Source organism: Yaniella soli (genome assembly GCF_054782375.1).
The window spans coordinates 38,425-63,693 of sequence record NZ_BAAGSP010000012.1; the positions used below are offsets into that span (position 1 = coordinate 38,425).

Consider the following 25,269-nt stretch of genomic DNA (forward strand, 5'->3'; position numbering starts at 1 on the left):
AGACGAGACCACCGATCCAGAGGTCACCGAACCCGAGCAGCCAGAAGAACCAGAAACTCCTGGTGACGGTGAAGATACCGAAAAACCCGGCGATGGTAACGACGGCGAAGACGAGACCACCGATCCAGAGGTCACCGAACCCGAGCAGCCAGAAGAACCAGAAACTCCTGGTGACGGTGAAGATACCGAAAAACCCGGCGATGGTAACAACGGCGAAGACGAATCCGAAGAGTCCGGCGAAACTGAAACCCCAGAGGTCGAAGAAGAGCCAGCCGATGAGATCGAAGAGGACAACACCATTGATGTTGTAATCGACCTCACCGATGGAACCGAAGACACCGTCGAAGGCGTCACCCCAACGCTGCAAATGGTCGGATTCGGACTCGACACCATCGAGACCGGCAAGGAAACTGATGAAGACGCCGTAGAAGAAGATATTTTCGATGCGAATATGACCGACGATGTCACAAGCTCCTACGAAGCATTCTTCGAGGACAATCAGGATGACGGCTTCGTTGCAGAAGAAGACCTCAGCGATGACAGCATTGTCACCGAAGATGAGAACACCGATGATGAGACAGCTGCCCAGGAAGATGCTTCAGCATTAGCTGACACCGGTGCAGACAACACCGCCATGCTCGCTGCCGGCATGTTGCTGGCACTAGCCGGTGCAGGTGCGGTCTATGCAAACCAGCGCCGCAACAACACTCAGAACTCCTAACCTCTGAGGTGAGATAGCCCCCGGAAGACATGCTCTTTCGGGGGCTTTGGCACGCCCCTGTGCCGGACACAGTAAATGTAAAGGCAGAATAGACAACGGATTGGATCAACTATGGACTTCGCAAAACTTGACCTCCCCGGCATCGTATCCAAAGATGAAGAGCAGGCATACTTAGCTTCAGCGTCAGAGGGGTCGATGAACCACGAACTGTCCAAACTTCCAGTGACCATCCCCTTCGTCCAGCGCGGCATGATCATCGCATTGCCGGTAGGTCAACAACCTATGATCGTCACCGTCAAGGAAAATCGGGGCGAAGGGTCGTTCGCGACCATCATCGTTGCATCTGAGAACCCCAGTTACCCAGTGGGCGACTACATCATAAACTCCGAAGCACAGCTACACCGCGGTGAACTTATCGACCCCGTTGCGATACTGCAATGAGCCACCGGACACTAACTCTTCATGACACAGCCACTGACCTCCGCACAACAGGCCCAACAGCGTAACCGACGAACATCGGGGCAATACGATCACAAGCAGCACTCCGAAGCCCAGGGGGCACTGTTGCCAGAAGGCACACCGGGAATCTCTCAGTGGGTCTCTGAGGTTGGAAGATACCACCAGTCCATTGTGGAAAACGCTAACTGGCCGGCTGCGCTGACCGACACCGTCTCCATCAATGAGGATGATGGATCGTTGATTACCCAAACCACCTTCAGAACCAAACCGGGTGATGACGAGAATAAGGTTATGGTCTGGAACCGTCACTATCACGAGCGGTACGGCGCCGAAGCCAAAGATGCCCGACTTACCTCGGCAACAGCGCTACACCAGCACAGCGAGGAACCACGACTCTTTGGAGGATTTGACGACGACAAACACAGCCAAGACGCCTTCCGTGCAACCGTTGCAGATACACTCGATGTGCTCCGAGATGACATGCTGAGCGACCGCCAGGCCGTCTCCCAGCAGCGCTACCGACTCAACGAGCACATATCAAAAGGCCGCGAATCATTAGACGCCTCTCAACACGTGGCAGACCTGCTGGAAGTCCATGATCTCTACGACAAGCTCCGCGACCGAGGCGTTCATAAAGTGGAGTTGACCCGCGACGACGGACCACACTACGAAATTCGACATATTGATACCGACCATGAGGACCCAGACCTGCTGCTGATGGAAGGCGCAGTGATCGAATCCGGCATCCCATGGCAGGCCCTACGTCGAGCAGACACTTCAGGCCAAGCTCTGATGGGCTACGTCGTCCTCGATGTCACAAGCGATCCCGGCGGCATCAGTCGAGCAGAGCTAGAAGACCAAGCCCGAGCCATCAACGCCCACCAGGACGGTCCAGCACACAACATGGACCCCGAGCAGCTCACTGCGCTCAACGACAAGATCGCCGCGTCGTTGTCTGAAATGGGCTGGGTTGCCGACACCGAGGACGATGACTACCGCCTCAATGAACTCACGCATGATATTGCCGACCTGTTGGAAAAGCACCGTCGTGTGCAGCGCTCTGATGACTAGGCGGCGCACCTTGTCGGCAACGAACAGCTGATAGGCGCCACCAACCACTCTATCGCCCCGGGAATAGTGTCCTCGGGCGGTATTTTGCTGCCCATAACGCACCGGACACCAACAGTGCATGACGACACCACTGACCTCCGCGCAGCAAGCCCAGCAGTCCAATCGCACCAATGACGGCAAGTACACAACCAAAACCCATTCAGAGTCCGATGTAAACCTCGGTCCCAACATGCAACAGAAGTACGCCGATAAGCAGCGGAGAGCCTTAGCAAAGAATCTCGCCGTCGAACGTCAAGGTCTGCAAAGCAAGGAACGGGTGCTGGAGCTACTGGAAGTCCACGACCTCCACGACGAGCTCCGTGCAAAAGGGGTGAAACAGGTCGAGGTCGCCGAGGCATTCGAGCACGACTACGACGCACCGGGCAGCTTCTACGTGACCTCCGAACCAGAGTTTTTAGGTGGATACCAGCCCACCAGTTCCGAAGAGGACGTTGTCATCGACGATGTCATGGATGCCGACCTCTCATTCAACGCTCTTGCCGGGGCAGACATCAGCTACGAGTACGGCGGTAACGTCACCATCGACACCACCAAAGACCCAGGTGGTATATCTCGGAAAGACCTGGAAGACCAGGTTGAAAAACTGTTGGACACCGGCGACGAATATCGTATCCTTGGCGGTCTAGACCCGGCAAAGGTGACCTCGAACTCGAACAGTAAACTCTTCGTGATCGACACGATCAACTCCAACCGCAATATGGACCCGAACCACCGCATGGAACTGATCTTGCAGCAGGCCGAAGACTGGGACCATGCCACCAGAAACTCCACTTCTCGACCCCACAAATTCGGCAACGTTCCCGAACGATACAACCATCTAGGCGACATCAAAGACCGGTAAGGTGCACCGACCGGACACTGTGCAGATATGAGCCTAGAAGAAGATTTGTGGAAAACCATGCGCAACTATGGACGATGGTTGCTGATCGGCAGTCTGTCCGCGACCTTACTGCTGATCGCAATATCGCTGAACCACCCCATCTTCGCGGCACTCTTGGCGTTCTTTAATTCGCTGGGCATGTCGATGCTGATCTTTGCCGATGGTGTCCAAGGCAATCCCCGCACTGCTACAACCTTCGCACTGTCAGGCGGGATTATTGTGCTGATCGCTAGCTTCTTCTTGCGCGAGAAAACCGCTGATACCACGGTGCTCGCCATCCTACCGGACCCCGGCGAGAGTGCTCCTCACTTTAGTGGGGTGGTGAATTGCCTGTCGGCCTAGTGTTGCTGACGCGCCGGACACTGTCATAGTGATGAAGAAGAAACGTTTTGCCTATCGGGTGTATCCGACCGTTGATCAGCAGCAGGTGCTGGCGCGGTCTTTTGGGTGCGCCCGAGCGGTGTATAACGATTATGTGGCTCGTCGCAATGCACTGTTTGAGGCCGGTGAAAACCTGGCAGAGGATTCGGATGTCACGGCTCGCAAAGTGCTGGTGGATGCAAAGCAGCCCGGTGGGGATCGCACCTATCTGGCCGAAGTATCGGCGGTGATGCTGCAACAATCGGTGCGTGATGCCCAGCAGGGATTCGCCAATTTCTTTGCCTCGGTATCGGGCAAGCGCAAAGGTCCAAAGATGCGCCCACCGCGGTTGAAGTCCAAACGCCAGACCACCCACAAAATCCGGTTCACTCGCAATGCGAATTTCCGGCTGGAGCATGTGCCGGGTCAGAAGTGGGGGTGGCTGAAGCTGCCCAAAATGCCACCTATCAAAACCCGGATGACTAGAGTGCTGCCCTCGGAACCGTCGTCGGTAACGATCACCCAGTGGGCGGATGGCACCTATGAGGCAAGCTTCGTTGTAGAGGTTGCACCCAAGCCTGCACTGGCACCGACATATCAGGCTGCCGGGGTCGATTTGGGCATTACTGACCTGGCCATCATCACCACCGATACCGGAGATGCTCGTAAAGTCGCTAATCCGCGTATGTTGAAACGTGCCCAGCGCAAACTCGGCAGACTCCAACGATCACTGTCGCGTCGTGCCAAGGGCTCAGCCAACCGGAACAAAGCACGAGTCAAAGTCGCCAAACAGCACCGCAAGGTTGCTCATGCCAGGAAGGATTATCATCACAAGGTCGCACGCCAGCTGGTAGACGAAACCCAAGCACTAGCTGTCGAAGACCTCCATGTTGCAGGACTGATCACAAACCGTCGGTTGGCCAAAGCCATCAGCGATGTCGGATGGGGCATGTTGCAGCGTCTGATCCGTGAAAAAGCTAATGAAGCTGGACGGCAGGTGCATGTCATCGACCGGTTTTACCCATCCACCCAGCTCTGTAGCACCTGTGGGCATAAGGATGGCAAAAAGCCATTGCATATCCGCTCCTGGGCCTGCTCAGCATGTGGCACCGTCCATGACCGAGATATCAACGCCGCTAAGAACATTATGATCGCCGCTGGACTGTCGGAGATCGCAAACGACTGTGGAGGATGCATAAGACCGCACCCCGGTGACGGCAGCCCCTACGAAGCAGTAACCCCCTCCCAGCACGCACCCCAAACTGCGTAATGGAACAGGAATCTCCCAGTCTTCAGACGGGAGAGGAAGTCAATGAACAACCTTCCATCGGTTGGCACAGCGTTGCTTGCCTTGGCCGCAATCGTCGGCTTATCAGCCCACCAGTATGCCATCAACCCGTCGGATGCTTCCGCCAAAGATCACCCAAACCGGTGACTATCTGAGCCGGCGCAGAAGCCTGCCGGACACTGTCAGTGCATGAGAACTTACTGCGCTGACAAAGGTGGTGTCCTATGACAGTCATCTCCAAGAATTCTGTCCGACAAAAACCCACCACTCCATCCACTGTGGACGACATTGTGTCCCAGGTCGCGCGAAACGTCCTGATAGGTGAACAGTCAGAGTCCCATGGTCGATCTCAAATCCTCTCGTGCCTGATGGGGTCGCAAGCCATCACTGCCATGGTTGATCTGTGTCGGCGACGGATGCCTGCATCTGGTGAAGTCATGCTGGACGCAGTGCGATCAGAGTGCGAAAGGCGACTCAAATCCAAGGTACTAACAGATGACGGCACCGGGGTTGATCTACTGACATTCACCAGCGCATCGGCGACAGGGTGGGCAGAACGATTCCTGAAATCAGGAGCCAACTGGATTTTCTCAAACGCCACCCGAACGGTCAGAGAAGATGCCACCGACCCACACTTCATGTCCACTACAGACATCTACGGTTCAGACTCCACGACGCTTACCTCATCAGCCATCCACCGAGAGGTCTATGCCTGGCTTGAAGAAGCCACCAGCACCCGCAAGAAACTGAACCCTGCACGGTCAGCTGTTGCATTGCGCGTCATTTACGGCCTGCCAGATGTCATCCGACCCGACCCGCGGACCCGTCAACGCATCGTCACCAAGCTCAACAACGACCCCATCAGCGCGTACCAGGCAGCCCGATACCAGCTGTACATCGTCCTAGGTCGCCCTGTGCCCAAAGACCGCCTAGACCACGACATGATGGCTCTTTGGGATGACTACACGCCCGACCAACTCCATCGACTGATCTCAACTCAGATGTTGGCCCCATCGCAGATCGCCATCCCAGGATGCGCTGACTTCTTACGCCCCTCACAAAAGGAAATCAAAGCCTTCACCGGTCGAGTGATGCAAGCCGCCGGCAAAACCAGTAAACAGCAGCGTGACATCATCCGTCAGTCTCTCACTGGCTTCATTGAGACCGAATTTTCGCTACATCAACTCACCGGGGCAGCGCATAAGAAAACATTAGCTCAGCGCACTGAACACCAGCAGCGGTATCGCAAGCACTTCCATGAACTGAACCAAGCCACCGCCTCGCTAAAGACCCGTCTGGGCGCCACCCCGATGCAGGTTTATCGCACGATGTTCACACTGGCTGAACCCATGATCCACGAATACCAGGTGTCAGACGAATTCCATGTCTTCACCACAACAGATAATGCACCCCAGGAGGTCGCATCATGAACGAAACTGCCGAACAGACCAAGGCACCAAAGGTCAAAAAGCCACGCAAACCCATGAGCCTTGGCACGCGCCGCCTTATTGCAGTCATGGCATCGATCGTCTGGGGAATGCTCGTCACCATGCTGGTCTTCAGCTGGCTCAGCGGACTCTATACCGCTGAAAATATGGCGACCCTCATGCCGACGATACTGATACTTCTGACCGCAGTACCTCTGGCTATTGCCGCCTTCACCACCAAACAACCAAAGCTACTGATACACCTCTACCAGCCACTCACCGTTGCCGCCCTGGTGCTCATCGTCTTCCCGCTCTACATCCTCGTCGTCATCTTGTTTGGCACCATTTGGATCACACTGGTCTGGGTACGTCGCACTCCGTTGTTTTGGGGTGACAATGGCCAACCCACAGAAAAATAAAGGCGCGCGCAATGAACGTGCAGCAGTAGAGTTCTTCGTCGAACACTTCGCTGACCTCGTTGATGTCAAAAACCCGGCACGACTCCTGGGCGAAGGACGCCGCGAGGATGGGGGAGACCTCAACCTACTCTCCGATACCACCGTGCAAGTCAAAGCATGGGCAGACCTCGGTGCAGCCATCCGCTCTGCTGCCACCACCGTCATCGAGCAAGCCGACTACGCTGACAAGCCCTACGCCATCGGTATGGTACCTGTCCCGCGCGCCCGGAAGGGAACCATCGAATGGATCATGTGCTGCCTACCCGACACGCTACCGGCATACGTTGGTGAGCCAGTAGTCTCCTGGGCACGAGTCACCGATCTGCTGACCTGGCTCCGCGACGACACCGGGCCAAAAGGCTTCCAAGTCCACCCTCGTCACCAACGCATCGGCACCCTATCCCACGCCTCATCAGCTGACATCTGGTGCTTTCCACCCGAGGTCTTCGTCCAAGCCCTCAGACAGGCACGAACCACCAGGGACACCAGTGTTTTGCAGGCTGCATCGTGACCGTCATCCCGAAGCGATCTGAGGGCGTCAAGCGTGGACGTGGTGCACCTCGACCAACAGGAAAGCAAGTCTCCTATTCCGGGCGCGTCTTTGCCTCTGGATTGGAGGCACGATGGGCCATCCTCTTGGACTTGCTGGGCATCAACTGGGATTACGAGCCATGCCACTATCAGCTGAGTCCGAAGATTTGGTATCTACCAGACTTTTACTTGCCAGAACTCCAAATCTGGCTGGAGGTCAAAGGAAAGCCATTCTTCGCCCGGTCTGATGCATTGCAAAAGGCTGTCTACGGCGTAGCTGGCAAAGAACCCATCCCGCAGCGTGAATACCCCTATGGTGACTCCAAGATCATCCTGTTCGGGGGCGAGATTGCTATCGTGCCCGACGATATTGTGCCAATCCACACGATTGTGGCCAACGACGGCCCCGGAAAGGCGGTCACCCGGCGGGTCAAATTCTCCAAAACCGACGATGGCATGATCTTGACGCCGACATCGGAGAAGCTGCTGCACTTTGATGCCGCCACCGTCAAAGCCTCCGATGCCACAAATGAGATCGCTGACCATCTGCTGGCTGTACACCGGATCGACGGGTACACCCCGGAATTCATCAAAACGGCCTACCGCGCTGCTGCCCGAGTCAAATTCACCACAGCTGGTCGTGTTGATGCCACCAAGATTCACGAAGAAGCTATGCTGCTGACCCGGCGTCGCGCCGGAAGGCCGTTACCGCCAAGTTCCTGGCCGAAGAATCTGAACCGCATCTAGGGCTGGTTCTGGACGGGAAGACTGTAAATCAAAAGACCTGCATGTTACTTGGTGAAGCTTACGAAGAACATGATGCGAAAGGTCCACCCAAACCATGGAACCAAACGTGCAGTCTGGACCAGACAACCTGGTCAGCGCCACACCCCGCCGGCACCTCGGCACTATGCCTGGCGATAACTTGATGCTGCCAAGCGACGACGTAACCGTCTACACACAGATTTTCTACGACTTTTGCGAAGCCACCGGTCTTGAGCCACATCAACTGTCGTCCACCCGACTGTCCACGGTTCCTATCCCACGGTTTACAGACCGCCGCGAAATCTCACACATGAACGCCACCTCCTGGGCTAACCCGTTGTTCTGGCTGCCCCAAGAGTGGCGCATCAACGAAGAAGGTTACTGCAACGATACGATGTCGCTGCGCATCACCTGGGAGCTGTCCATGGCCAACATGTATGACCCGGTGGATGGCTTCACTGATGTCTTGCAGCTGATGGGTCTCGATGTTGACGATCCAGAGACTCAGCAACGTCTCTACCAGTGGTCAGCCGGGGCCTCGGACCCAATCTTTGATTCTTTTGACATCACCGGTTACCTGAACCGCCCAGATGATCAGGATGAAGACTGGATCGCGGACATCGCCATCGAAGAGATCGAAGATATGCTGCGCGCCAGCTGGTACGTCAACGCCACCGGGTTGACCAAGATGCTCGATGAGTCGGTGACCGAATACGAGAACACCGCTGATGAAATCAAGCTCCAGAAAACCATCGCAGCACAGCTGAAATTGTCCGCGGTGCTCTTTGACGGCCTGGTGTATGAAGACCAGGACGCTAAAGATGTGATGCATGTACTGCGCCCCATGCTGGACCAAGAAGGTATCTCAGCCGTCAGTGTTGCCATGGTGCTGCGTGAGTTCTACGCCTACGTCGAAGACGCAAACCAGCCATCCGTTGAATACCTTGTCAACGAAATGACCGATGAGCCACAAGAGCTTTCTGCCTCCGATCAGTAAGGATAATCTCAGATGGCATATGATCCGCGGGAAGAAACTCTAGGAGACGACCTGTTCTCCAAGCTTGCCATCCCCTCGGACACCATTGATACCTCCGAGCCTGAAAGAATTGGCTACGAAGAAGAGGATGACGACTGGCAAGACGAGTTCCGTCGCGATGAAAGCATCCTTGAAGATGCAGGTCTCAGGAAGAAGCGTTTCGGTAAAAAGCCCAAGTTGGACCCGAACACTGAGGACTATACGGTTAGCGATGACACCGCAGCCCTAGTGTCATTAGAGAAGTCAGTCGCCAAGCCTAGTGTTGACTCATCGCTGGATGACTTCTTTGGCACAGAGGACGATGAGACCTTTGATGACACGGTAGATGAACATGATCCGGCACTGCCATCATTCGGTCAATCTGCTGACAATGCTTTTGAGGACCCTCCGTTCGACTCAGCGCAACACAGTCAACCTGATGACCTGCCGGGGTTCGGCCAGCCCTTTGACGACGAGCCGTTCAACTCAATGGATGACGATCAGTTCCCTGGCCTGCCAGGATTTGATCAACCCTTTGAAGGCCAATTCGCCGATGACACAGAATTTGATGTCGGCTCCATTGATATTGAAGGCACCATCGAAGATGCCGAGCAGTCTAGCAAGCGTAAGAATCGAATCATTGGCGCTGTGACCGCGGTTGCCTTGGCTTTTGGTGTCGCTTTTGGTGTCAACTGGCTGATCACATTCAACGCCGAGCGTGGCATTGCTGATGTCTCCGATGACATTGATACCAGCTTCATTGCAGAACCCCAACAGGTGGACACCAATGAGATAACTGGCGAATTCTCGGCCAGCGGAGCGCCCGTCTGGGAGCTTGATACCGATGAAGCAAGACTGATGAGCGTCTATCGTGCCGGCATCTTGCAAATCCACGATGACACCGTGAAGCTGCGAAACACCAATACCGGTGACATTATCGAGGAAACCGAGATCGACGAGGCTATCGAGACGACCTACGAAACGGTTGATGCCGAAGGCAATCCAGCAGTCGGCTACCGCACCGGTACGCAGATCACTGTCATCTCTGGTGCCGGCGTTGAATCCTGGGATGTTGATGAAGAACTCACTTTGGTGGCATCCGGTGACATCGGGCTGTTAGTCGATGCCCAGTCCTATACGGCTAAAGCGGTGGTACCCGGCGAAGAGAAGCTGGTCGATGCCACTTATGACGAAAACCTCATGCTCTCCGGCGCCGATCAGGATCATCTGCTGCAACCCATTTCCAACACCCCTCGGGTGGAACTAGTGGACTTTGATGGCGAAGAACGCGAAGTCATAGAGCTTGCTCCGCCACTAGAGCAGATGACGTTCATCCGGCACCTGTCGGTTGGCCACGGACTCTCGCTTGCATTGTGGGACCTGGAAGATGTGAGGCTGGCTACCACGCACTCATTAGAGGATGGTCAACCCATCTCTACGGTGCCCGTGGATGTCGCTGAAGGGTGGTCCATTGGCCGTGGTGTTGACCTTGCAACCATGGGTCGCTACGCAATAGAAATCTCCACCGGACACTTCATAGTCGAGGCAGACCGTGAACTGTCGGGTGCCGTCAATACTGTGCCATTTGTTGAAGAGTCGGGCAACCGAGTCATCATCGTTGATGGTCAGGCGCTACGTCAGTCGAATCGGCTTCGTGGTGTAACAGAATCCGTGGTCGTCATAGAGAACGGCGACTCGTCCATATCCGTCTATCCGCACGCCGGGTCGCCAGACCAAACTACAACAACCCATGGAGGGGGACTCGCTTAGATGCCTGTCACAAACATTAAAAAGCGGGTACTTGCAGCAGCAGTGCTCGCCGGTTTCAATGTCCCACTGACCGCAGCCGCCCAACACCCCGAGATCGCACAATCCGAGGACATTGCGTCGCTGGAGTCTGAACGCACCAGCACCCAAGTCCCCGCCGAACCCGCCGTCGAAGAGACTGCCGTGGAGCCGGTCGAAGAGCAGTTCGTCGCGCCAGCAGAGGACACCGAGCCGCTGCCACCGCCCGAGCCTGAGCCTGCACCGGAACCAGTGGCCGAGCAGCCTGTTGAACAGCCTGCCCCGGTGGTCGAAGAGCCTGTCGTTGAAGAACAGACACCGGTTGCACCTGAGCCAGTAGTTGACGCTCCTGCGCCTGAGCCGGTCGAGCCACCAGCACCTGATCCTGTACCAGTAGTCGAGGAGATGCCTGAAACAGTCGTGGAAGAAGCGCCTGCCGAAGAGGCCTCAGAGCCAGCTGAAGAATCAGTGGAAGAAGCGCCTGCACCGGCTGCAACGCCGATGACGATGTCTGTTCAGTCATCAGAGGTCAAGTCGGAAGGGGACACCACTGAGGAGAGTAACGACAACGGCGACGAAAACAATCCCGGAAAAGGACCCGGCGAGAACGATGACTCGGTAGAGGATGAAGGAGACACTGGAGGCGAGGACGACGAAGAACCTGAAGAAGACCCCGAGCCGACCAACACCGAGGTCACCTTGCCTGGCGGCGAAAAGGTTACTGTCGGCAACAGCTTCTCCCAGCCTGAAGATTCCGAAAACGGTGACCAGTGGTACCTGGAAATCTCCGGCGAAACCGACTGGGGCGCAGAGTCTGAGATCACTATCCGCGACTCTAATGGCGATGAAGTCACCGGGAGCTTGGTCGAGCAAGATGATGGCTCGTACCGTTTAGCGGCAAGTGACTTCAACGAAGATCGTGCCTACCTTATCGAATTAGATTCCAGTGACGGTCACCAAACTATGATCGTTGGCAGTGTCAATGGCGAAATCCCTGCCCAAGTTATCAAGGGCGAGGCTGTTGCTGAGGTCGATCCCGACAACAAAAAGGTCTCGTTTAGCAACCTCGCAGAAGGCATCACATACCAGCTGATGGTGGATGGGAGGCCAATTGAGATCATCGGTGGCGCGGGTGGCACTGCTGAAATCAATCTCAGCGAACTTCCCGGCTTCAACCCTGATGCACCTTTCGCCGGCGACTACAGTCTGACAAACAATCTCGGCCTTCACAACAGTGATGGCTCGCAGAGTGTCAACGTCGGATACACGCCGCCAGAAACAGGTGGAGGTAATGATGGAGAAGACACCGAGGAACCAGAAGAACCAGGTGACGGTGAGGACGAAGACCCAGTAGACCCGACCGACCCACCTGTTGACCCAGAAAACCCCGACCCCTCTGAACCAGGACCCGGTGACGGTGAAGACCCAAGTCCAACGGAACCAGAAGTACCCGGCGACGGTGAAGACGGAGAAACTGGCCCAGGCACCGGTGGGGGAGAGACACCCGGCGACGGTGAAGAAACTGAAGACCCAGGTGACGGCGGTCAAGAAGGCGGGGAAGACCAGACCGGTGGCGGTGAAGATGGAAACGGCAACGACCACGGTCTAGGGGATGGCTCCGATCTCGAAGATGGGGAAACCGGCAACCTAGTGGGTGACACCGACCCGACCGGCAATGGCAGCGATGACGGCGAAACCAGCGCCGGTGACGAAGAAGAAGCTGACGAAGAACCATCCCCATCAGAAGGAACTGAGACCGATGCATTCGGTGACCTCCAGACCGCCATGGGCTCATCTGGCCAGCTGGAAAGTCAGTCTGATGAATTGCCTCTAGCAACCGATGCATCCGACTCCGACATGCTGGACTCCGCATCATCGGACTCCTTGCTGTCGCGACTGTCCCAGTCAGACGATGAAGACGAAGACGACACCGACGACTCGGAACTCGATGTGTTCAGCACAACGGACGACCCAACCACTGAATCGGACGACTCTGATGACCGCGAAGCACAAGATCGGGGACCGGAGCAGGTCAATGCCTCATCCGGCTGGATCACCGGTATCACCATTGCGCTGGCCTCGGGTATCATCACGTTGTTCGCATGGCTAGTCCTAGGCAAGAAGCGTCGTGGAAACCACGTCGAAGAAGCCTAACGCCACTTAGCCCACTGCACAAAGGCCGCCTCGTATCACGTTACGGGGCGGCTTTTGTGTTTCTGGAAATCTCTGCCGGACACGGTAAGTGCAGAACTGTTATCTCATCGAAAGGGGTTACCCCATGTCCGCACTTCCTACAGTCCTCGACGTTTCATGCCGCTGGTGCAACGCCGAACGAGGAAATCGTTGCACCCGCATACCTTCAGGCGATATCGCACCGCAACCGCACAGCCGTCGATTCATCGAGCTCAGTGCCGCAATGTCCAATGGCACCGAGTTCATCGTCAAGATGCTGCACGATGATGACCACATCGGTGTGAAAGCTGGCGAAGAGTACGCGGCCATCCGCTACTGGCTAGACCCAGGTGCAAAAGTGTCCCTGTTACGCCGCGTCCTAGATGGCTGGGAGCCGGAATGCAACCAGTATTTTCACTGTGTCGAATTTATCCGATGGGCGAGCTCATCATGAACTCAGGGACCCGTCACCTTGTAGACATGATCAATGCATACCTCAGATTCGATGGTCGAACAGTAGCCATTGTCGCTCTGCTTCTGAGCATCCTCGCGGTCCCGGCGCACATTCTGCTGAGGTAGAATAGCTTGTAGCACGTCTATTACCGCATTTAGTGCCCAGGGCTAGACATCAACACCCCGGCCCCATGAGTCATTGCGACTTGTGGGGCCGGGACTTTTTGCGTCTAGGCAGGGGGCCATGTTATTGGAGAGAACAATGTCTTGTAAATTCCAAGCACGACCGCCGCGACGAGTAAAAGAGTAAGGATAACTGTCAGAATGAAATCCGAGACAATGCAAAACTTATAGAAACGCTGTGATTCAGTAACTAGCTGGTCTACTCTGCTTCGTTGCGACTTTCGCCGAGCATAACGAATATTTGCTATGTGCACGAACAAGCTGACGAACGGGTGGAACCGAAAGAGATTTACAATTTTTACTGTCGGCTCATCACCTGCTATGCCATTCCCGTTAACCTGTCGATTGAGTAACTCTGCCTCGTCTTGGACTTCTTTAGCGTCTTCTGTTGCGGGGCGACGGCGCTGTTTAGGAGTTTCTTCTTCGGGTACGGCGTCGTCAGGCAGATGTGCAGGATCCAGTGCCAATGGCTAGATCCCTAAAAGCTGACGCCGGTAAGAAACTGCGGCAGTTGAAACTTTGAGTTCACGAGCAATGTCCCAGTTATTCATGCCATCATCTATGAACTGTTTCATGAGGGTTTCTGGCATAAGAACTGCACCAGCGAATTCATTAGCGTAGATCTCGGAAGCTGTGCCAGAGCCTGCATCGCTTCGGGCATCAACGTAGTTTGGTGTCCCAGCTTCATCTTTATACGAGACCATATGCCCCAACTCATGTGCAAGAGTGAAACGGCGTCTGTTCAGAGGTTGGTCTGAATCGACATAAATAGTCGCACCATCCGCATGGCCTTCGATCATGCCGAAAACATCATCGCCCAACTGGGAGATCATGACCTCAGCGCCTGCATCGCGAGCCAGGTGGACCATATCAAATGGGTAGTCGTAACGCTCTTGCTGAGTCAAAAATTCTCTGGCATCGGCGCGAGCTAGCTCACGTAATTGGCCTACTGTTTTGTTTCGGAGTCTTTCTGGAATCGTCACAATCAACACCCCTTCCTCAATGTCAAATACTGGCTGTGGATAACTTGTGGAGAATACTGTGTATAACCTTATGATACCAGCATCATGATTTAATCCGCCTTAGGCAAAATGTCGAAAATGACCCATCACCCCTACCCAGGCATAGCAAGCTGCAATACACTCGTTATTGCCTATCAAGGGCGTGAGTGAGACCGTCCCGTGCAATGTCCTACGCGGGGCGGTCAATTTTTGTCTACATGCCTCGCTTCTCCCAGTCTTCTTTTCGGCCGCGTCGTATCCTTTGCTCTGCTGTACCGGGACGCATGTCTGACGCCTCAGCAATGGCCCGGATCGTCACACCACGCTCATCTATCAGCCAGATAGCGGCACCAGTCCAAGCGCGCACGTGCACCGGATCACCCAAATGGGAGACCTCATCGGTGGTCAGGTCGCGTCCGGCACGGGCCTGATTCATCTGGGTGCGTTTGGCTACCACGGCTGGCCGCCACCCTTCACCACGAATCGCCCCCACGCTTTTGGCCCGGGCTTTGTCTGGGTCTCGATGCTTTGCAAGATCGGCTAGGGCCTCGTCTTTGCGCCGCTCGTAGCCTTGCCGCATCGCCTGTCTGGCCTGCTCGCCCACCAGCCGGGCAGATCGGCCTAGCCCATGCTGGGACCGGTACTCGGCCGCGTATAGTCCGTGCGTCATCCTGGCGTGGGTGGCTAGATGCTGGAAATACTCGCCACACTTATGACACAACAACGCGCCATCACTGTCTGCGTCCAGGATCCCGTACCGGCCATACCCATCCTGGTCACCAATTGATAGGCTCACTGTTTGCCCTGGTCGCGCATGTGGTAGACCCGGTGCCGCGACACCTCGAGTGCATGGGCAATAGGGGTCGCGCCGACACCTGCGTCGAGTGCTGCACGTATGGCGTCTGCCCGGTCTGCTATGGCTGCGGTGACCGCCTCCTGGGCCTGCTCTATGGCTTCGGAGGCGGCTACCACATTGTCGATGAATTGTTGATTAGAGGACATGATCTTCTGCAATCGTCAGGACCATTTCGGTGTTCTGGTCGATATTGTCGTAGTTGTTGTTTTCTTGGTGGTATTCATCGGCGATGGTGAGGACATCGTAGTTGCTGTGGTCGAGGCCTGCGTTTTTCAGAGTGGCTTCGATCTGCTGGACTGCTTGGGTCTGGGTGGTGTACATCATTTTGTTTTCCTTCTTTCTCCGTTGCTGTTAACACCAGTATACACGCTGTGCATAGGAATGTCAACACCGGGGAAAGATTCACACCCAAAACCGCTTATACCAGCACGCCTATAAGCAATCACGCGATGATCTCTGCGTCACCAACACCAGCGGATGCTAGCTGCTCTAGTTCATTGACAGCGACCCGAGCGTGGTCTAGCTCTGCATTTACTCGGTATGACCGGGACATGGCCCTAGTAGAGTGTCCCACAAGCTGGGTGATTACGTCCTCCCGTACTTTGCGCTTGGAGTTGTACATCATGTCAACAAAGGTATGGCGTGCGCCGTGCAGTGTAATGTGATTTGGCAGCCCTGCCGCTTCCATAAGTTTTTCCACATTCTGCCAATTGTTGATGGATCGTAGGGATCGCCCTTGGAATTGACGAATACAAAACCTTCCCGGTCCCCAACGTACTCTTGGAGCAGATCATCAAGCGATGCCGGTATTGGCGTAACTCTGATCGATCCCGTTGTTTTGGGGCGCACTAGGTAGCGCTTACCGACGATGTGACGGTATTCGTAGTCATTATTTTTTGACAGGTCGATGTTGCTGATTGATTTGAGTTGCCATGAAAAGTCAAATAGGCCGTCTTGGATGCGGTCTATTTCCAGTCCTGCGACTTCGCCACGTCTTGCCCCGGTGAGTAGGAATGTTGCCCACATGACGCGGTGGTCATCGGTCTCTAAGAATTTTCGTGAGTCGCTTGAACTGATCTTGAGTAAGAGCATTGTCTAGTGCTGTGCCTGCCACTGGTCGATCTACAAGGTCACACACGTTGATGCGCAGCTTCTGCTCCCGCTGTGCTGCCTTTAGGGCTGCAGACAGGGCATTGTGCGCATTTCTGGCATACGACGCAGAGAGCATTGGTGTGCCAGCCGGAATGTCCTTAATATCTTTGCCACGCATCTTGGGGTCTCGCGGTGTAGAAAGGACAGCATTATGTAGACGCCGGACATCATCGGTCGTAATCCGATCAATAAATTTTTTGCCCAGCAACGGCTTGATGAAAAGTCTAATGACTGACTCTCGGTCGTAAAGTACTTGCGGTGTCAGCCTGAGCGGCGCGATGTCTTGCATGTAGGTGTCGAGCCAGTCGCAGAGCCTAGTGGACTTGGTGGACATGTCGCCGGTGTCGTCTAGCTCGGATCGCATCTCGCGGAGTCGTTTTTGTGCATCACCCCTGCTCTTGCGGACCGCTTGTTTTCGTCGTCGCTTACCATCTGGACCTGGTGGTAGTTCTAAAGTCGCTACCCACATGCCGTCTGATTTTCGCTTGTGGAGGCCGCCTGAGCCTTTATCTCGGTGCGGTGATCTCTTCGCTGCCATGCCCTACCCTTCTACGTCTGCCATTGTAGCCTGCCGATAGCTGTCGCTAGCTGCATTGAGACTATCAAAGATCCGCAGAATCATGCGGTTTATGCGTCAGAATCATTATAGAGCGTCTGTCTACGGAACAGAAGGTCAGTGGTACGACTTTCGAACTATGCAACACGTCGTACCCGCGGATGGCAGCCATGGAGCAAGCCAGCGCGAGTTGAAGAACATGTGGGTCCAGCGAGCCACTGATCCTTCAGGGCCGCCGGCAGAAGTCTTCGTCAAAGCGCACACCGGCGCACACCGGGCCTACGGCGTGACACTGCATGAAGGCCGAATGCGCCTGGTAGATATGGAGCATTCGACTCATGGCATTCCCGCAACCCGTCTCGCTCATGACGGCATGGGGCCGAGACATTACATCCCGCGGGATTACTTCGACTCAACAGCATTAGGAGATTTTTAACATGTCAGGACTCCCAACGGTCAACAGCGTTCCATGCCCAACATGCGGGGCAAAACCTGGGGCCAGATGCACCAGCAGACCATCTGGCGGCCAGACCACCCAGCCGCACTCAGCTCGGTCTAAAGCATTCCGCTCCCGTCTGCGTAAGGGTTCACGATTTGTCGCCCTAATGCGACGTGATGATCCCGAGCATGGCCTGAAAAAGGGCGAGAAATACCTTGCACAAGCCCTGTGGACCCAACCCAATGCCGTCAAACTGATCCAACGCCTGCCTGGTGGCCGAAAAGTAAACTGCCTCCAGTACGACACCGCGGTGCGCTTCATTAAGTGGGAAATCTGATCTGCCGGACACTGTCGGTGCATGAACGAATTATCTAGCCTGTATGCAGCAGACCCCATCTCACCGACCGCGGTAGGGATAGTGATGCCATTGGTTATTGCTGTCTGCGTCTACTACCTCGTCAAAGCTGTGAAGCTACGTGCTGCCGGTACAACTTCTGACGACCCCATGGAACAACATCTCGACATCCAGATCATCGGCTACATTGCGATCATCGCAGCGTGCGCCTGGGCGTTTACCCACACCGTACTCGGGTGGTAGCTGTGAGCATTTTTACCGTTGTCACCTTGGTCTGCGCTGTCGCCACGCTCAGCATTGGCGTCATTGTGTTTCACCGCCGATATCGAGACTCGCAAAACGATGCGGAGCCAGATCACCAGGCCCGACTGCTCTCGCTCACCATGACTTCAGCCGCGGCACTATTCGCTTTGATCACCGTCTTCTACGCCACCGGGGTGATGTAGGGTGATCGATGCTCTCATCGAGTACATCAACACGAACCCCGACTGGGTGAAGTTCATCAATGATGCCTATCACCACAGGGTCGTCAACAATATCCTCATGGCGGTTTTCAGTATCGCCACCGTCTCAACGCTGATCTTCACGACCACCACGCTGGTCAACAAGAAGACCAACAGCTGGTATGCAGCACCCACCTTTGTTGCATTCGTAGGCTTTGCCATCTGCATGGCACTGATGATGCAAGACCGTTCTGAGCTCTACAAGTCTTGGAGCGTGGCCATGCTCTGATTCCTATACGGCGGCGCACAGGTGTCCCCGGACACTCCCATCATGCACCCGCAACTATCAAGGAGTCATTATGACCAGCACAGGTATCCGGTACGAAACCGGTCCAACTATCGCGGTCGCTGTGGCCGATAAAACCGCAGCATGGAACGACGGACATTTCATAGGCGATGAAGAAATCGTCACATTTGCCGAGCACATGGCCGCCGGTGAAATCGAACTCAATGTCTTCAACCAGGTCATCACAGCATCCTATGAAGACCCGTTGGGCGCATTGGCTGCTATGGCCGGGTACTGGCCGGGACGCTGCATCGTCACCGAGGCTCCAGATGAGGTTGCTGAAGCCATCCAGATCGAACCTCATCTTGGCTACGTCAATACCGAAGAAGGCGAAGATGTCATCAATGAAGAACTCGAAGACATCACCGCTGACAGCGAGGTGAGCAGCTAATGTGCCGGTCCATCGCCGATGGTGGCCGTCGTTGCCCCTCATCAGACCCCGCATACCGCGCCGCCTACCGTAAAGCTCGACGTGCCGCCAACGATGCTCGTGCATCGGTCATTGGTGAGGGTGGCACCTTTGAAATCCCAGCAGATCACGTGTGGGAGCCAGCCCAACTCAACGCGGTAGCCCAAGACATCTCGCTACTGACCGATCACCGTCATCACAACCAGAGCTACGCCCAGCTGCTGAACCATGTGACCGAAGAAAACCGTGAACGCTACGAAGAAATGTATGGCAAAGCAGCCGTCGATGCCGCATTACGTCTCAAAGATCAGATGGGCAAAGACACGGTCACCGAAGCCGCCGAAGCAGCGGTCATCCAAGTCGGCTACACAGTGGCCACCGAAGCGGAGCAACGTGCCGGGGTCTCCGTTGGCCGACTGCCAGCCCAGGGTGAGCTCTTCCGCATCCAAACCAACGAAGCACTCGATGAACTCGGGGCTGAACTCGAAGACATCGTAGAGCAGCAGCGAGGTCTGGAGGCCTCGGCTCACGATGTGTTCAACAGAGCGGTCAAAAACCGTGAGCACATGATGAAAACCTACGGTGCGAATTCCTACGACGCTCAGCAGGCCCAAAAGCAGGTAGATCAGGCGCGCAAGGAGCTGACGGATGCTAAATACAGCGATGAAATGCTTGCGCTCAACACTCGTTCCAACCAATTGCGATCAAAACAGGGCGAACTGCGTCGTGATCTTGCACGAGGATTCTACGAAGAAGACCAATCAGAGTCTCTGACCAAGCTTTCCGACGCCTACGTCGAAACCCTATCTGAGCTGCGTGACCTGGGCGGGGACACCACTTGGAGTGACCGCACCACGAAGAAGTCGGCAGCTGCATTCCAACAGGTTGCAGAAATCTACCCATCTGAGTGGATTTATCAGCATAATGCCGGCCCAGATGTCTACGCTCGAATCTCGAAACGTCGCGCCCACTATGCCGACCGCAGGCTGTTGGAAAAGAAGAAGCGAGTCCGATCACAGAAGGTCAAATTGTTTGACTCCGAAGAAGACTTTGAGAACAGCTCATTTGGCAAGGGTGGCTACGACGACGGCACGAGAACTTGGCGTGAAGCTACCGAAGAAGAGCTCGAAGGTGCCGGTGCTGCACCATTCCAGACGGTGATGGTCGAAGAACACTGGCAGGTCCAACGGATGCGCCACGGCGGCGATGTCAGCCACAGCAACCGGCCAAAAGGCAATCACTGGGAGATGTACTACACCGACAATGGCCGCGGTGACCTCGTCTGGCGCCGTCCACAAAACCGCATGGAGACCGTGGAAGCTGAGGTTGCACCAGAAATCACCACCAACCCAGCAACCCACTCTGGCAACGACCCAGCCCAGCGCGGCGATAGCTCACATGGCGTAGCGTTCTCCACCACGGCACACGAGATGTCACACCGGTTTGAAAAGGTCGTACCAGGCATCGGAGATATGGAAGAAGCCTTCTTAAAGCGCCGCACCACGCATGAAAACGGTCAACGGGAAGATTTGATTGACCTTTACCCGGGCAACGGTGTTCGAGAGGTGGCGCGGCCAGACAACTTCGTGACGTCTTACATTGGCAAAGAATATGGTCGAAAAAACGCCCACGAAGTACTCTCCGTGGGGGTTGAAGCTGTGTTCTCAGGGAAATACGGCGGTCTGGTGGGGGCTGGACGCTATGAGGCCGACACTGATCACCGGGCCTTTGTGTTGGGTGCCATGGCCACTATTGGACAAAAGCAAACAGCAGCAGACACCGGCGCGGCAGAAACAGAGCAGCGCGAACCAGTAGCAGTCTAAATCTACTGTCTATATAGCAGCCGGCCGAGTACCTTTTATGGTGCTTGGCCGGCTGTTTTTGTTTCGCATTTTCTCAAAAACTGAAACCGTTCTGTGCTGAACTGCACTGCCGGACACTGTTCAGGTGAGATACAAGTAATCCACCGACCTAGGAGCCGATCTGTCATGACAACACCTTTGGCCAAGCGGCACAGTGCCAGCCGTATTGCGCCACCTCATACTCACAAGAAAACCGATGCAAAAAATTTACTGCGCGAATTCATTGACCCCATCATGGGTGAATTCGACCTGGACGCCGCAGATGAACTCTACGAATTTGCCAACCAATCATGGGACTTCACCACGCTTGGTGATGAGCTGATCACGAACAAGATCATGGATCACCGGAAGAGTGCTTACGGCGAATCACGCTGGAGTGACGGTGTGTGGATCGCGCCGAACACCGGGCAGGTGGCGTAGTCATGACACGTCACATCGAACCAGATGTTTTGGAGCTGACCACTGATCAGTTTCATGAAATGTTGGAAGAATACGCCCTACATGAGACCGGTTCACTGAGAACTGAGGCAAAACGTCTCTTAGAAGAATTCAAGAACGCAGAAAATATTCATCAAATGCGCTTGATAGCGAACCGGTGGTCACTGATCTACGACAGCTATGCAGGACATCACGCTTCCGAATTGGGCAACACCATCATCCTGAATCTGCCAGTCAAAGACCGTCTTGAGGCTGCACTGAAAGCGCTCAAAGGGACGATGCCCTCCATCATTGACCTCTACAACCAGCTGTATGCCGTTATGCAAAAACATGATGACCCTGGCATCCCTCAGCTGATCGAACTAGCCAAGTCTCTAGAAGTGCATCACCCTGGAGTGAGCTATTTCCTTGAAGGAACCCCAGAACGTATCGAAGATGCAGGGGGACAACAGGCTCAACTTGATGTAGTCATCGGACTGCTATTGCGCCAACCGCGGTACAAAGCAGCCCACATCTTCCACATCGTAGGCCCACAAGACGATTACGGTGTGGCTGTCCATGAAGATCACTACAGTGTGGCATTCGGTGAAACCGAAGTTGCAGTGGCAACGCACCCCAAGATGAACATCCACTCAGCATTAGAGGTCGGAGGTCTAATAGGTACATGCTAAAAAATCAAGTAATCAAGTCATCATAAGAAATCCATGACCATGGCGGTAGGGAACGGCCCTGTATTTGCTTAAAACTCTTGCGGGACTTCTAAGTAGGTTTATCTACTGCTCTCATTCTGCGAAGCTACGAGTGAAAGATTTTATGACTGCTCCAGAAAAAGTTTGTTGAATGAGGTCTTCAAACGTAACAGACCATACTGTAAAGTATGTCACATGGCGCTGGAATGGCCATATTGTCGTAAAGAGAGGGGTGAAATAAAATGATTACAACCGGAAAAGCACCACTAGATATCAGTGGAAGCGTGGAGAATGCTGCAAACTCTGTGGCCCTCAAGAGTGATGGTTTTCAGGTGCTAGGTGAAGACCATGGTCTAGTAATGGGCACGCCTGGGTTTCTGACAACAACGGCTTTGCTGACGGCAGCCACGATTACTCAGTGGACAACTGCTGTTGGAGGAGCGATCGATAATGAAATATCTCTAGATCAACAGACAGGCGATGATACTCCATCTATACATGATCTCATTCGACTCTACGAATCGTAAAACAAGGCCTTGCCTATTTGGAGAAATAAACCGTGGATATAAATTCAAACCGTGTGCGCGCAGATAACTGGATAAAGGCAAACATGGATCGGTTTAGTCTCTTTGGTATGCAAGACCAGCGGTTTTGGAGCGCGGGGGTTAGGGCCCCTATGGTCCTGGCCTCCGCGCAAAAAATCTTTACATTATATGGTTTGATGCGTTTAGCTGCCATCGACAGCAAAATCTTGAATACTGAGATTGAAATCAAATTGCTAAACCAGTTTTATCGGCCAGGCACCGATGCCGGAGCTCATGAAAGAAGCCTGCTTGCTGATGGATTAGACCTGAATTCAATAAGTAAAAAAGTACGATTATCGCGAGCAATCGTATATATGATGCGGTACAGCTCCAACGCCGCAGCAGATGTGCTAGCTAATGAAATTAGAAATCACCTTGTCGGCTCCCCACTTCATGGGGTTATCTCCCTGCCCCCGCTCATAGACGAACAAATAGTACTCAGCTTTACCGCAGGTGATTCCGCCTGGTATCGGAACACCACGAAAAACCTTGCGAAAACACTTCGACTGCTTGATGAGACAGAGCTAAAAGTCGATAATCTCCGCTCAGAGCTGTTCTTGCCAGTACTGCACAAACATAAGAAAACAAAAATCCGCGGCAAGAGAGGTGAAATACCAGGGTTTCGCGCAGGCGCTCTGGTAATGAGTGGTTTTGATGGCCCAAAGATTTACGCCGCATATGCTTTAAATTTCTCAGGCAAAACGGGCGCATTAGTGTCAGCCATCGAAAGGCGCCTGACGGAAATCGCTCTGAAGCCAGAATCCGCTAAATACTCAGTACCGTTCGAAACAGGTAATTCATGCTAACAAGAAAACAAAATAAACACGGAGATACAATACCACACAGCAGTGTGTTGAACGCTTTTAGACGAGCAGATATTTTTGCGCAATTTGGTTTTGTGGCTGAATCAATTGAGGACCTTCTAGATTCCAATAAAGCCAAGCGTTCTGAATACTTGCCCTGGCGTGTTGTACGCATTCAATATCCGCGATTTATGCGTTCCAGTTTTGTGCAGCCGCTATTTTCTCACACCGCTAACCGTATTACTGCTGGTGTCAAACTTGGTGCTTCTATAACTCTGCTCGTCTCTAAGCCGCGACAGCGTTTGGCAAAAATCGCCAGAGTTGTGCAAGCAACCACACAAATATACCAAAATACTAGGGCGGCAGGACTTGGACAAGACGGGGCGGACCAGGGTTTGGTAGTGCAACAAGCAGGACAATTAGTCGCATCGTTTTCAAAACCCGGGAGCAAGATGGAGCGTAGTGCTTCTCTTTTTATTAGCGGACAATGTATCCTCTCCTACTTTACTTCGGGATATGTCAAACTTATCTCTCCCGTATGGCGGTCGGGCGATGCAATGATTGGGATTACCCGCACTGTCTCTTATGGCGGTGTTGAGTTCAATAATTTGATGGTCCGCTACCCAGCAATTAGGAAGGCAATTGCTTGGTCAGTGATCATCGGAGAAGTATCAGCACCAGTGATGGTATTTTTGCCGACACCGATCCGTAGAATATGGCAGATTTCAATGGTTACTATGCACATATCTATAGCTATAGTAATGGGTTTAAACAGGTTCATGTGGGCCTTTGCCTCTTTTCATCCCATATTAGATGAAACTGTCCGGCAATTTTTGTATAAGCCGTCTACGCTACCGATGCTAGAGTCCTGGGCAAAATTCCGGAGACTCAAATGAAGAAGCAGCGTTTCATCATCATATTTGAAAACGGACTTATGTCCGGACCTTCTTCTTGGGCTTGGGTGGCGTCTAGGTTGGAGCCTTCCAAATATGAGGTAATCCTCGTCCAAAGAGCTGCTGAATCAGCATTTGATGCCTGCTTCAGAAAACAGAACTATACAGCGGTTCTTGAACGACAATTAGCAAATATAGGATTCGAGGATAGGGCTGAACCAGTTATCCTGGTCGGACATTCGGTTGGTGCATTGCTAGTACGGGCACACGCACACTATTTTGGTTCCCGTGTCGCAGGGCTCGTTCTTGTTGACCCCTCACCACCGGCGCAATTCACACCTGGTGCTGATACGAATTTTAGCTACTTACGACTAAACCAAGCGCTTCTCCGGCGGATTGTGCGAACATTCTTTGGCGGTAAGCTACCGCCTGAAGAATTGGATGGAGTACAACAGCTACCGCCTGAATCCAGTAATACAATGTCCTTAGAGATGAGAAAGTCTAAGTTTTGGATTGACGCATATCGAGAATCAAAATCCGCGGCCAAACTATGGGTCGAATCTGGCCTCTCTCCACAACAAACCAAACTTATAACATCTGTGGTCTCGACTGATGTTCTAGGGTTTTCAAACTCTATTCAGTCCCGGTTTGTGCAGGAAATACTAGCCAACTCAGCATCAAGTGCTTCTTTCGAAAACCGAGAAGCAACACACGAATCGATACTTTTCAATGAACAGCATTCTCAGCTGGTCAACAATGCAATTGAGTGGACGGTCTCCAAATGGCACGAAATACAATCCGAAGTAGAGAAATAG

General features: G+C 53.9%; 35 protein-coding genes. 28 read left to right on the top strand and 7 right to left on the bottom strand.

Annotated elements, in window-relative coordinates:
• The 15 genes from ACYVJT_RS07870 to ACYVJT_RS07940 form a co-directional block, all read left to right on the top strand.
• Positions 1 to 721 (top strand): LPXTG cell wall anchor domain-containing protein (locus ACYVJT_RS07870; RefSeq protein WP_499418278.1); only part of this gene is annotated, 721 nt, incomplete at its 5' end.
• 111 nt (positions 722 to 832) lie between these two features.
• Complete coding sequence (locus ACYVJT_RS07875; RefSeq protein ID WP_343956442.1) at positions 833 to 1,162, top strand: hypothetical protein; 330 nt, start codon at positions 833 to 835, stop codon at positions 1,160 to 1,162.
• Between the two features lie 21 nt (positions 1,163 to 1,183).
• Positions 1,184 to 2,251, top strand: a complete 1,068-nt coding sequence (locus tag ACYVJT_RS07880) for a hypothetical protein (RefSeq protein ID WP_343956441.1) — start codon at positions 1,184 to 1,186, stop codon at positions 2,249 to 2,251.
• A gap of 118 nt (positions 2,252 to 2,369) precedes the next feature.
• On the top strand, positions 2,370 to 3,152 hold the full coding sequence (locus tag ACYVJT_RS07885) for a hypothetical protein (protein ID WP_343956440.1): 783 nt from the start codon (positions 2,370 to 2,372) through the stop codon (positions 3,150 to 3,152).
• Between the two features lie 27 nt (positions 3,153 to 3,179).
• Entirely contained in the window at positions 3,180 to 3,533 is a 354-nt protein-coding gene (locus ACYVJT_RS07890; protein ID WP_343956439.1) for a hypothetical protein, read from the top strand.
• 31 nt (positions 3,534 to 3,564) lie between these two features.
• Complete coding sequence (locus tag ACYVJT_RS07895; protein WP_343956470.1) at positions 3,565 to 4,821, top strand: RNA-guided endonuclease InsQ/TnpB family protein; 1,257 nt, start codon at positions 3,565 to 3,567, stop codon at positions 4,819 to 4,821.
• A gap of 42 nt (positions 4,822 to 4,863) precedes the next feature.
• The gene (locus ACYVJT_RS07900) at positions 4,864 to 4,986 is read left to right on the top strand and encodes a hypothetical protein (RefSeq protein WP_343956438.1); all 123 of its coding nucleotides are present in this window, start codon (positions 4,864 to 4,866) and stop codon (positions 4,984 to 4,986) included.
• Between the two features lie 77 nt (positions 4,987 to 5,063).
• Positions 5,064 to 6,269 (top strand): hypothetical protein, encoded by a 1,206-nt coding sequence (locus ACYVJT_RS07905; protein WP_343956437.1) that lies wholly within the window; start codon positions 5,064 to 5,066, stop codon positions 6,267 to 6,269.
• Positions 6,266 to 6,685: a hypothetical protein gene (locus tag ACYVJT_RS07910; RefSeq protein ID WP_343956436.1), complete on the top strand. Its 420-nt coding sequence runs from the start codon at positions 6,266 to 6,268 to the stop codon at positions 6,683 to 6,685. Before ACYVJT_RS07905 ends, ACYVJT_RS07910 begins: the two co-directional genes overlap by 4 nt.
• Positions 6,663 to 7,235: a hypothetical protein gene (locus ACYVJT_RS07915; protein ID WP_343956435.1), complete on the top strand. Its 573-nt coding sequence runs from the start codon at positions 6,663 to 6,665 to the stop codon at positions 7,233 to 7,235. The genes ACYVJT_RS07910 and ACYVJT_RS07915 overlap by 23 nt, the downstream gene beginning before the upstream one ends.
• Entirely contained in the window at positions 7,232 to 8,002 is a 771-nt protein-coding gene (locus tag ACYVJT_RS07920) for a PDDEXK family nuclease (RefSeq protein WP_343956434.1), read from the top strand. Before ACYVJT_RS07915 ends, ACYVJT_RS07920 begins: the two co-directional genes overlap by 4 nt.
• Before the next feature lie 94 nt (positions 8,003 to 8,096).
• The gene (locus tag ACYVJT_RS07925) at positions 8,097 to 9,017 is read left to right on the top strand and encodes a hypothetical protein (RefSeq protein ID WP_343956432.1); all 921 of its coding nucleotides are present in this window, start codon (positions 8,097 to 8,099) and stop codon (positions 9,015 to 9,017) included.
• Positions 9,018 to 9,029: 12 nt separating this feature from the next.
• Complete coding sequence (locus ACYVJT_RS07930; RefSeq protein WP_343956431.1) at positions 9,030 to 10,805, top strand: hypothetical protein; 1,776 nt, start codon at positions 9,030 to 9,032, stop codon at positions 10,803 to 10,805.
• Positions 10,806 to 12,974: an MSCRAMM family adhesin gene (locus ACYVJT_RS07935; RefSeq protein ID WP_343956430.1), complete on the top strand. Its 2,169-nt coding sequence runs from the start codon at positions 10,806 to 10,808 to the stop codon at positions 12,972 to 12,974.
• 124 nt (positions 12,975 to 13,098) lie between these two features.
• Entirely contained in the window at positions 13,099 to 13,446 is a 348-nt protein-coding gene (locus ACYVJT_RS07940) for a zinc finger domain-containing protein (protein WP_343956429.1), read from the top strand.
• A 652-nt stretch (positions 13,447 to 14,098) separates the two neighbouring features.
• Here ACYVJT_RS07940 and ACYVJT_RS07945 read toward each other — a convergent pair.
• The 7 genes from ACYVJT_RS07945 to ACYVJT_RS07975 form a co-directional block, all read right to left on the bottom strand.
• Positions 14,099 to 14,611 (bottom strand): ImmA/IrrE family metallo-endopeptidase, encoded by a 513-nt coding sequence (locus tag ACYVJT_RS07945; protein ID WP_343956428.1) that lies wholly within the window; start codon positions 14,609 to 14,611, stop codon positions 14,099 to 14,101.
• 232 nt (positions 14,612 to 14,843) lie between these two features.
• A complete protein-coding gene (locus ACYVJT_RS07950) occupies positions 14,844 to 15,299 on the bottom strand; it encodes a hypothetical protein (RefSeq protein ID WP_343956427.1) in 456 nt (151 codons plus the stop codon).
• Between the two features lie 122 nt (positions 15,300 to 15,421).
• The gene (locus tag ACYVJT_RS07955; protein ID WP_343956426.1) at positions 15,422 to 15,631 is read right to left on the bottom strand and encodes a hypothetical protein; all 210 of its coding nucleotides are present in this window, start codon (positions 15,629 to 15,631) and stop codon (positions 15,422 to 15,424) included.
• Positions 15,621 to 15,809 carry a hypothetical protein gene (locus ACYVJT_RS07960; RefSeq protein WP_343956425.1) on the bottom strand — a complete coding sequence of 63 codons (189 nt, stop codon included), beginning with the start codon at positions 15,807 to 15,809 and terminating at the stop codon, positions 15,621 to 15,623. The genes ACYVJT_RS07955 and ACYVJT_RS07960 overlap by 11 nt, the downstream gene beginning before the upstream one ends.
• 118 nt (positions 15,810 to 15,927) lie before the next feature.
• Positions 15,928 to 16,185 carry a hypothetical protein gene (locus tag ACYVJT_RS07965; RefSeq protein ID WP_425579851.1) on the bottom strand — a complete coding sequence of 86 codons (258 nt, stop codon included), beginning with the start codon at positions 16,183 to 16,185 and terminating at the stop codon, positions 15,928 to 15,930.
• A complete protein-coding gene (locus ACYVJT_RS07970) occupies positions 16,107 to 16,511 on the bottom strand; it encodes a site-specific integrase (protein ID WP_343956424.1) in 405 nt (134 codons plus the stop codon). The genes ACYVJT_RS07965 and ACYVJT_RS07970 overlap by 79 nt, the downstream gene beginning before the upstream one ends.
• A gap of 10 nt (positions 16,512 to 16,521) precedes the next feature.
• Positions 16,522 to 17,001 (bottom strand): tyrosine-type recombinase/integrase, encoded by a 480-nt coding sequence (locus ACYVJT_RS07975; RefSeq protein WP_343956423.1) that lies wholly within the window; start codon positions 16,999 to 17,001, stop codon positions 16,522 to 16,524.
• A 331-nt stretch (positions 17,002 to 17,332) separates the two neighbouring features.
• On the opposite strand from ACYVJT_RS07975, the gene ACYVJT_RS07980 reads away from it, so the two are divergent.
• The 13 genes from ACYVJT_RS07980 to ACYVJT_RS08040 all read left to right on the top strand — a co-directional run bounded on the left by ACYVJT_RS07980 (position 17,333) and on the right by ACYVJT_RS08040 (position 25,269).
• A complete protein-coding gene (locus ACYVJT_RS07980; protein WP_343956422.1) occupies positions 17,333 to 17,629 on the top strand; it encodes a hypothetical protein in 297 nt (98 codons plus the stop codon).
• A gap of 1 nt (position 17,630) precedes the next feature.
• Complete coding sequence (locus tag ACYVJT_RS07985; protein WP_499418281.1) at positions 17,631 to 17,969, top strand: zinc finger domain-containing protein; 339 nt, start codon at positions 17,631 to 17,633, stop codon at positions 17,967 to 17,969.
• Between the two features lie 21 nt (positions 17,970 to 17,990).
• Positions 17,991 to 18,230, top strand: a complete 240-nt coding sequence (locus ACYVJT_RS07990) for a hypothetical protein (RefSeq protein ID WP_343956420.1) — start codon at positions 17,991 to 17,993, stop codon at positions 18,228 to 18,230.
• 2 nt (positions 18,231 to 18,232) lie between these two features.
• The gene (locus ACYVJT_RS07995) at positions 18,233 to 18,433 is read left to right on the top strand and encodes a hypothetical protein (protein ID WP_343956419.1); all 201 of its coding nucleotides are present in this window, start codon (positions 18,233 to 18,235) and stop codon (positions 18,431 to 18,433) included.
• 1 nt (position 18,434) lies between these two features.
• Positions 18,435 to 18,719 (top strand): hypothetical protein, encoded by a 285-nt coding sequence (locus tag ACYVJT_RS08000; RefSeq protein WP_343956418.1) that lies wholly within the window; start codon positions 18,435 to 18,437, stop codon positions 18,717 to 18,719.
• A gap of 70 nt (positions 18,720 to 18,789) precedes the next feature.
• On the top strand, positions 18,790 to 19,167 hold the full coding sequence (locus ACYVJT_RS08005; protein WP_343956417.1) for a hypothetical protein: 378 nt from the start codon (positions 18,790 to 18,792) through the stop codon (positions 19,165 to 19,167).
• Positions 19,167 to 21,008: a hypothetical protein gene (locus tag ACYVJT_RS08010; protein ID WP_343956416.1), complete on the top strand. Its 1,842-nt coding sequence runs from the start codon at positions 19,167 to 19,169 to the stop codon at positions 21,006 to 21,008. Before ACYVJT_RS08005 ends, ACYVJT_RS08010 begins: the two co-directional genes overlap by 1 nt.
• A 165-nt stretch (positions 21,009 to 21,173) precedes the next feature.
• A complete protein-coding gene (locus ACYVJT_RS08015) occupies positions 21,174 to 21,467 on the top strand; it encodes a hypothetical protein (RefSeq protein ID WP_343956415.1) in 294 nt (97 codons plus the stop codon).
• Positions 21,468 to 21,469: 2 nt separating this feature from the next.
• A complete protein-coding gene (locus ACYVJT_RS08020) occupies positions 21,470 to 22,156 on the top strand; it encodes a hypothetical protein (protein WP_343956414.1) in 687 nt (228 codons plus the stop codon).
• A gap of 260 nt (positions 22,157 to 22,416) precedes the next feature.
• Positions 22,417 to 22,701, top strand: a complete 285-nt coding sequence (locus ACYVJT_RS08025) for a hypothetical protein (protein ID WP_343956413.1) — start codon at positions 22,417 to 22,419, stop codon at positions 22,699 to 22,701.
• 53 nt (positions 22,702 to 22,754) lie between these two features.
• Positions 22,755 to 23,564, top strand: a complete 810-nt coding sequence (locus tag ACYVJT_RS08030; protein WP_499418283.1) for a hypothetical protein — start codon at positions 22,755 to 22,757, stop codon at positions 23,562 to 23,564.
• Positions 23,558 to 24,457 (top strand): HTTM domain-containing protein, encoded by a 900-nt coding sequence (locus ACYVJT_RS08035; protein ID WP_343956411.1) that lies wholly within the window; start codon positions 23,558 to 23,560, stop codon positions 24,455 to 24,457. Before ACYVJT_RS08030 ends, ACYVJT_RS08035 begins: the two co-directional genes overlap by 7 nt.
• The gene (locus ACYVJT_RS08040; RefSeq protein WP_343956410.1) at positions 24,454 to 25,269 is read left to right on the top strand and encodes an alpha/beta fold hydrolase; all 816 of its coding nucleotides are present in this window, start codon (positions 24,454 to 24,456) and stop codon (positions 25,267 to 25,269) included. The genes ACYVJT_RS08035 and ACYVJT_RS08040 overlap by 4 nt, the downstream gene beginning before the upstream one ends.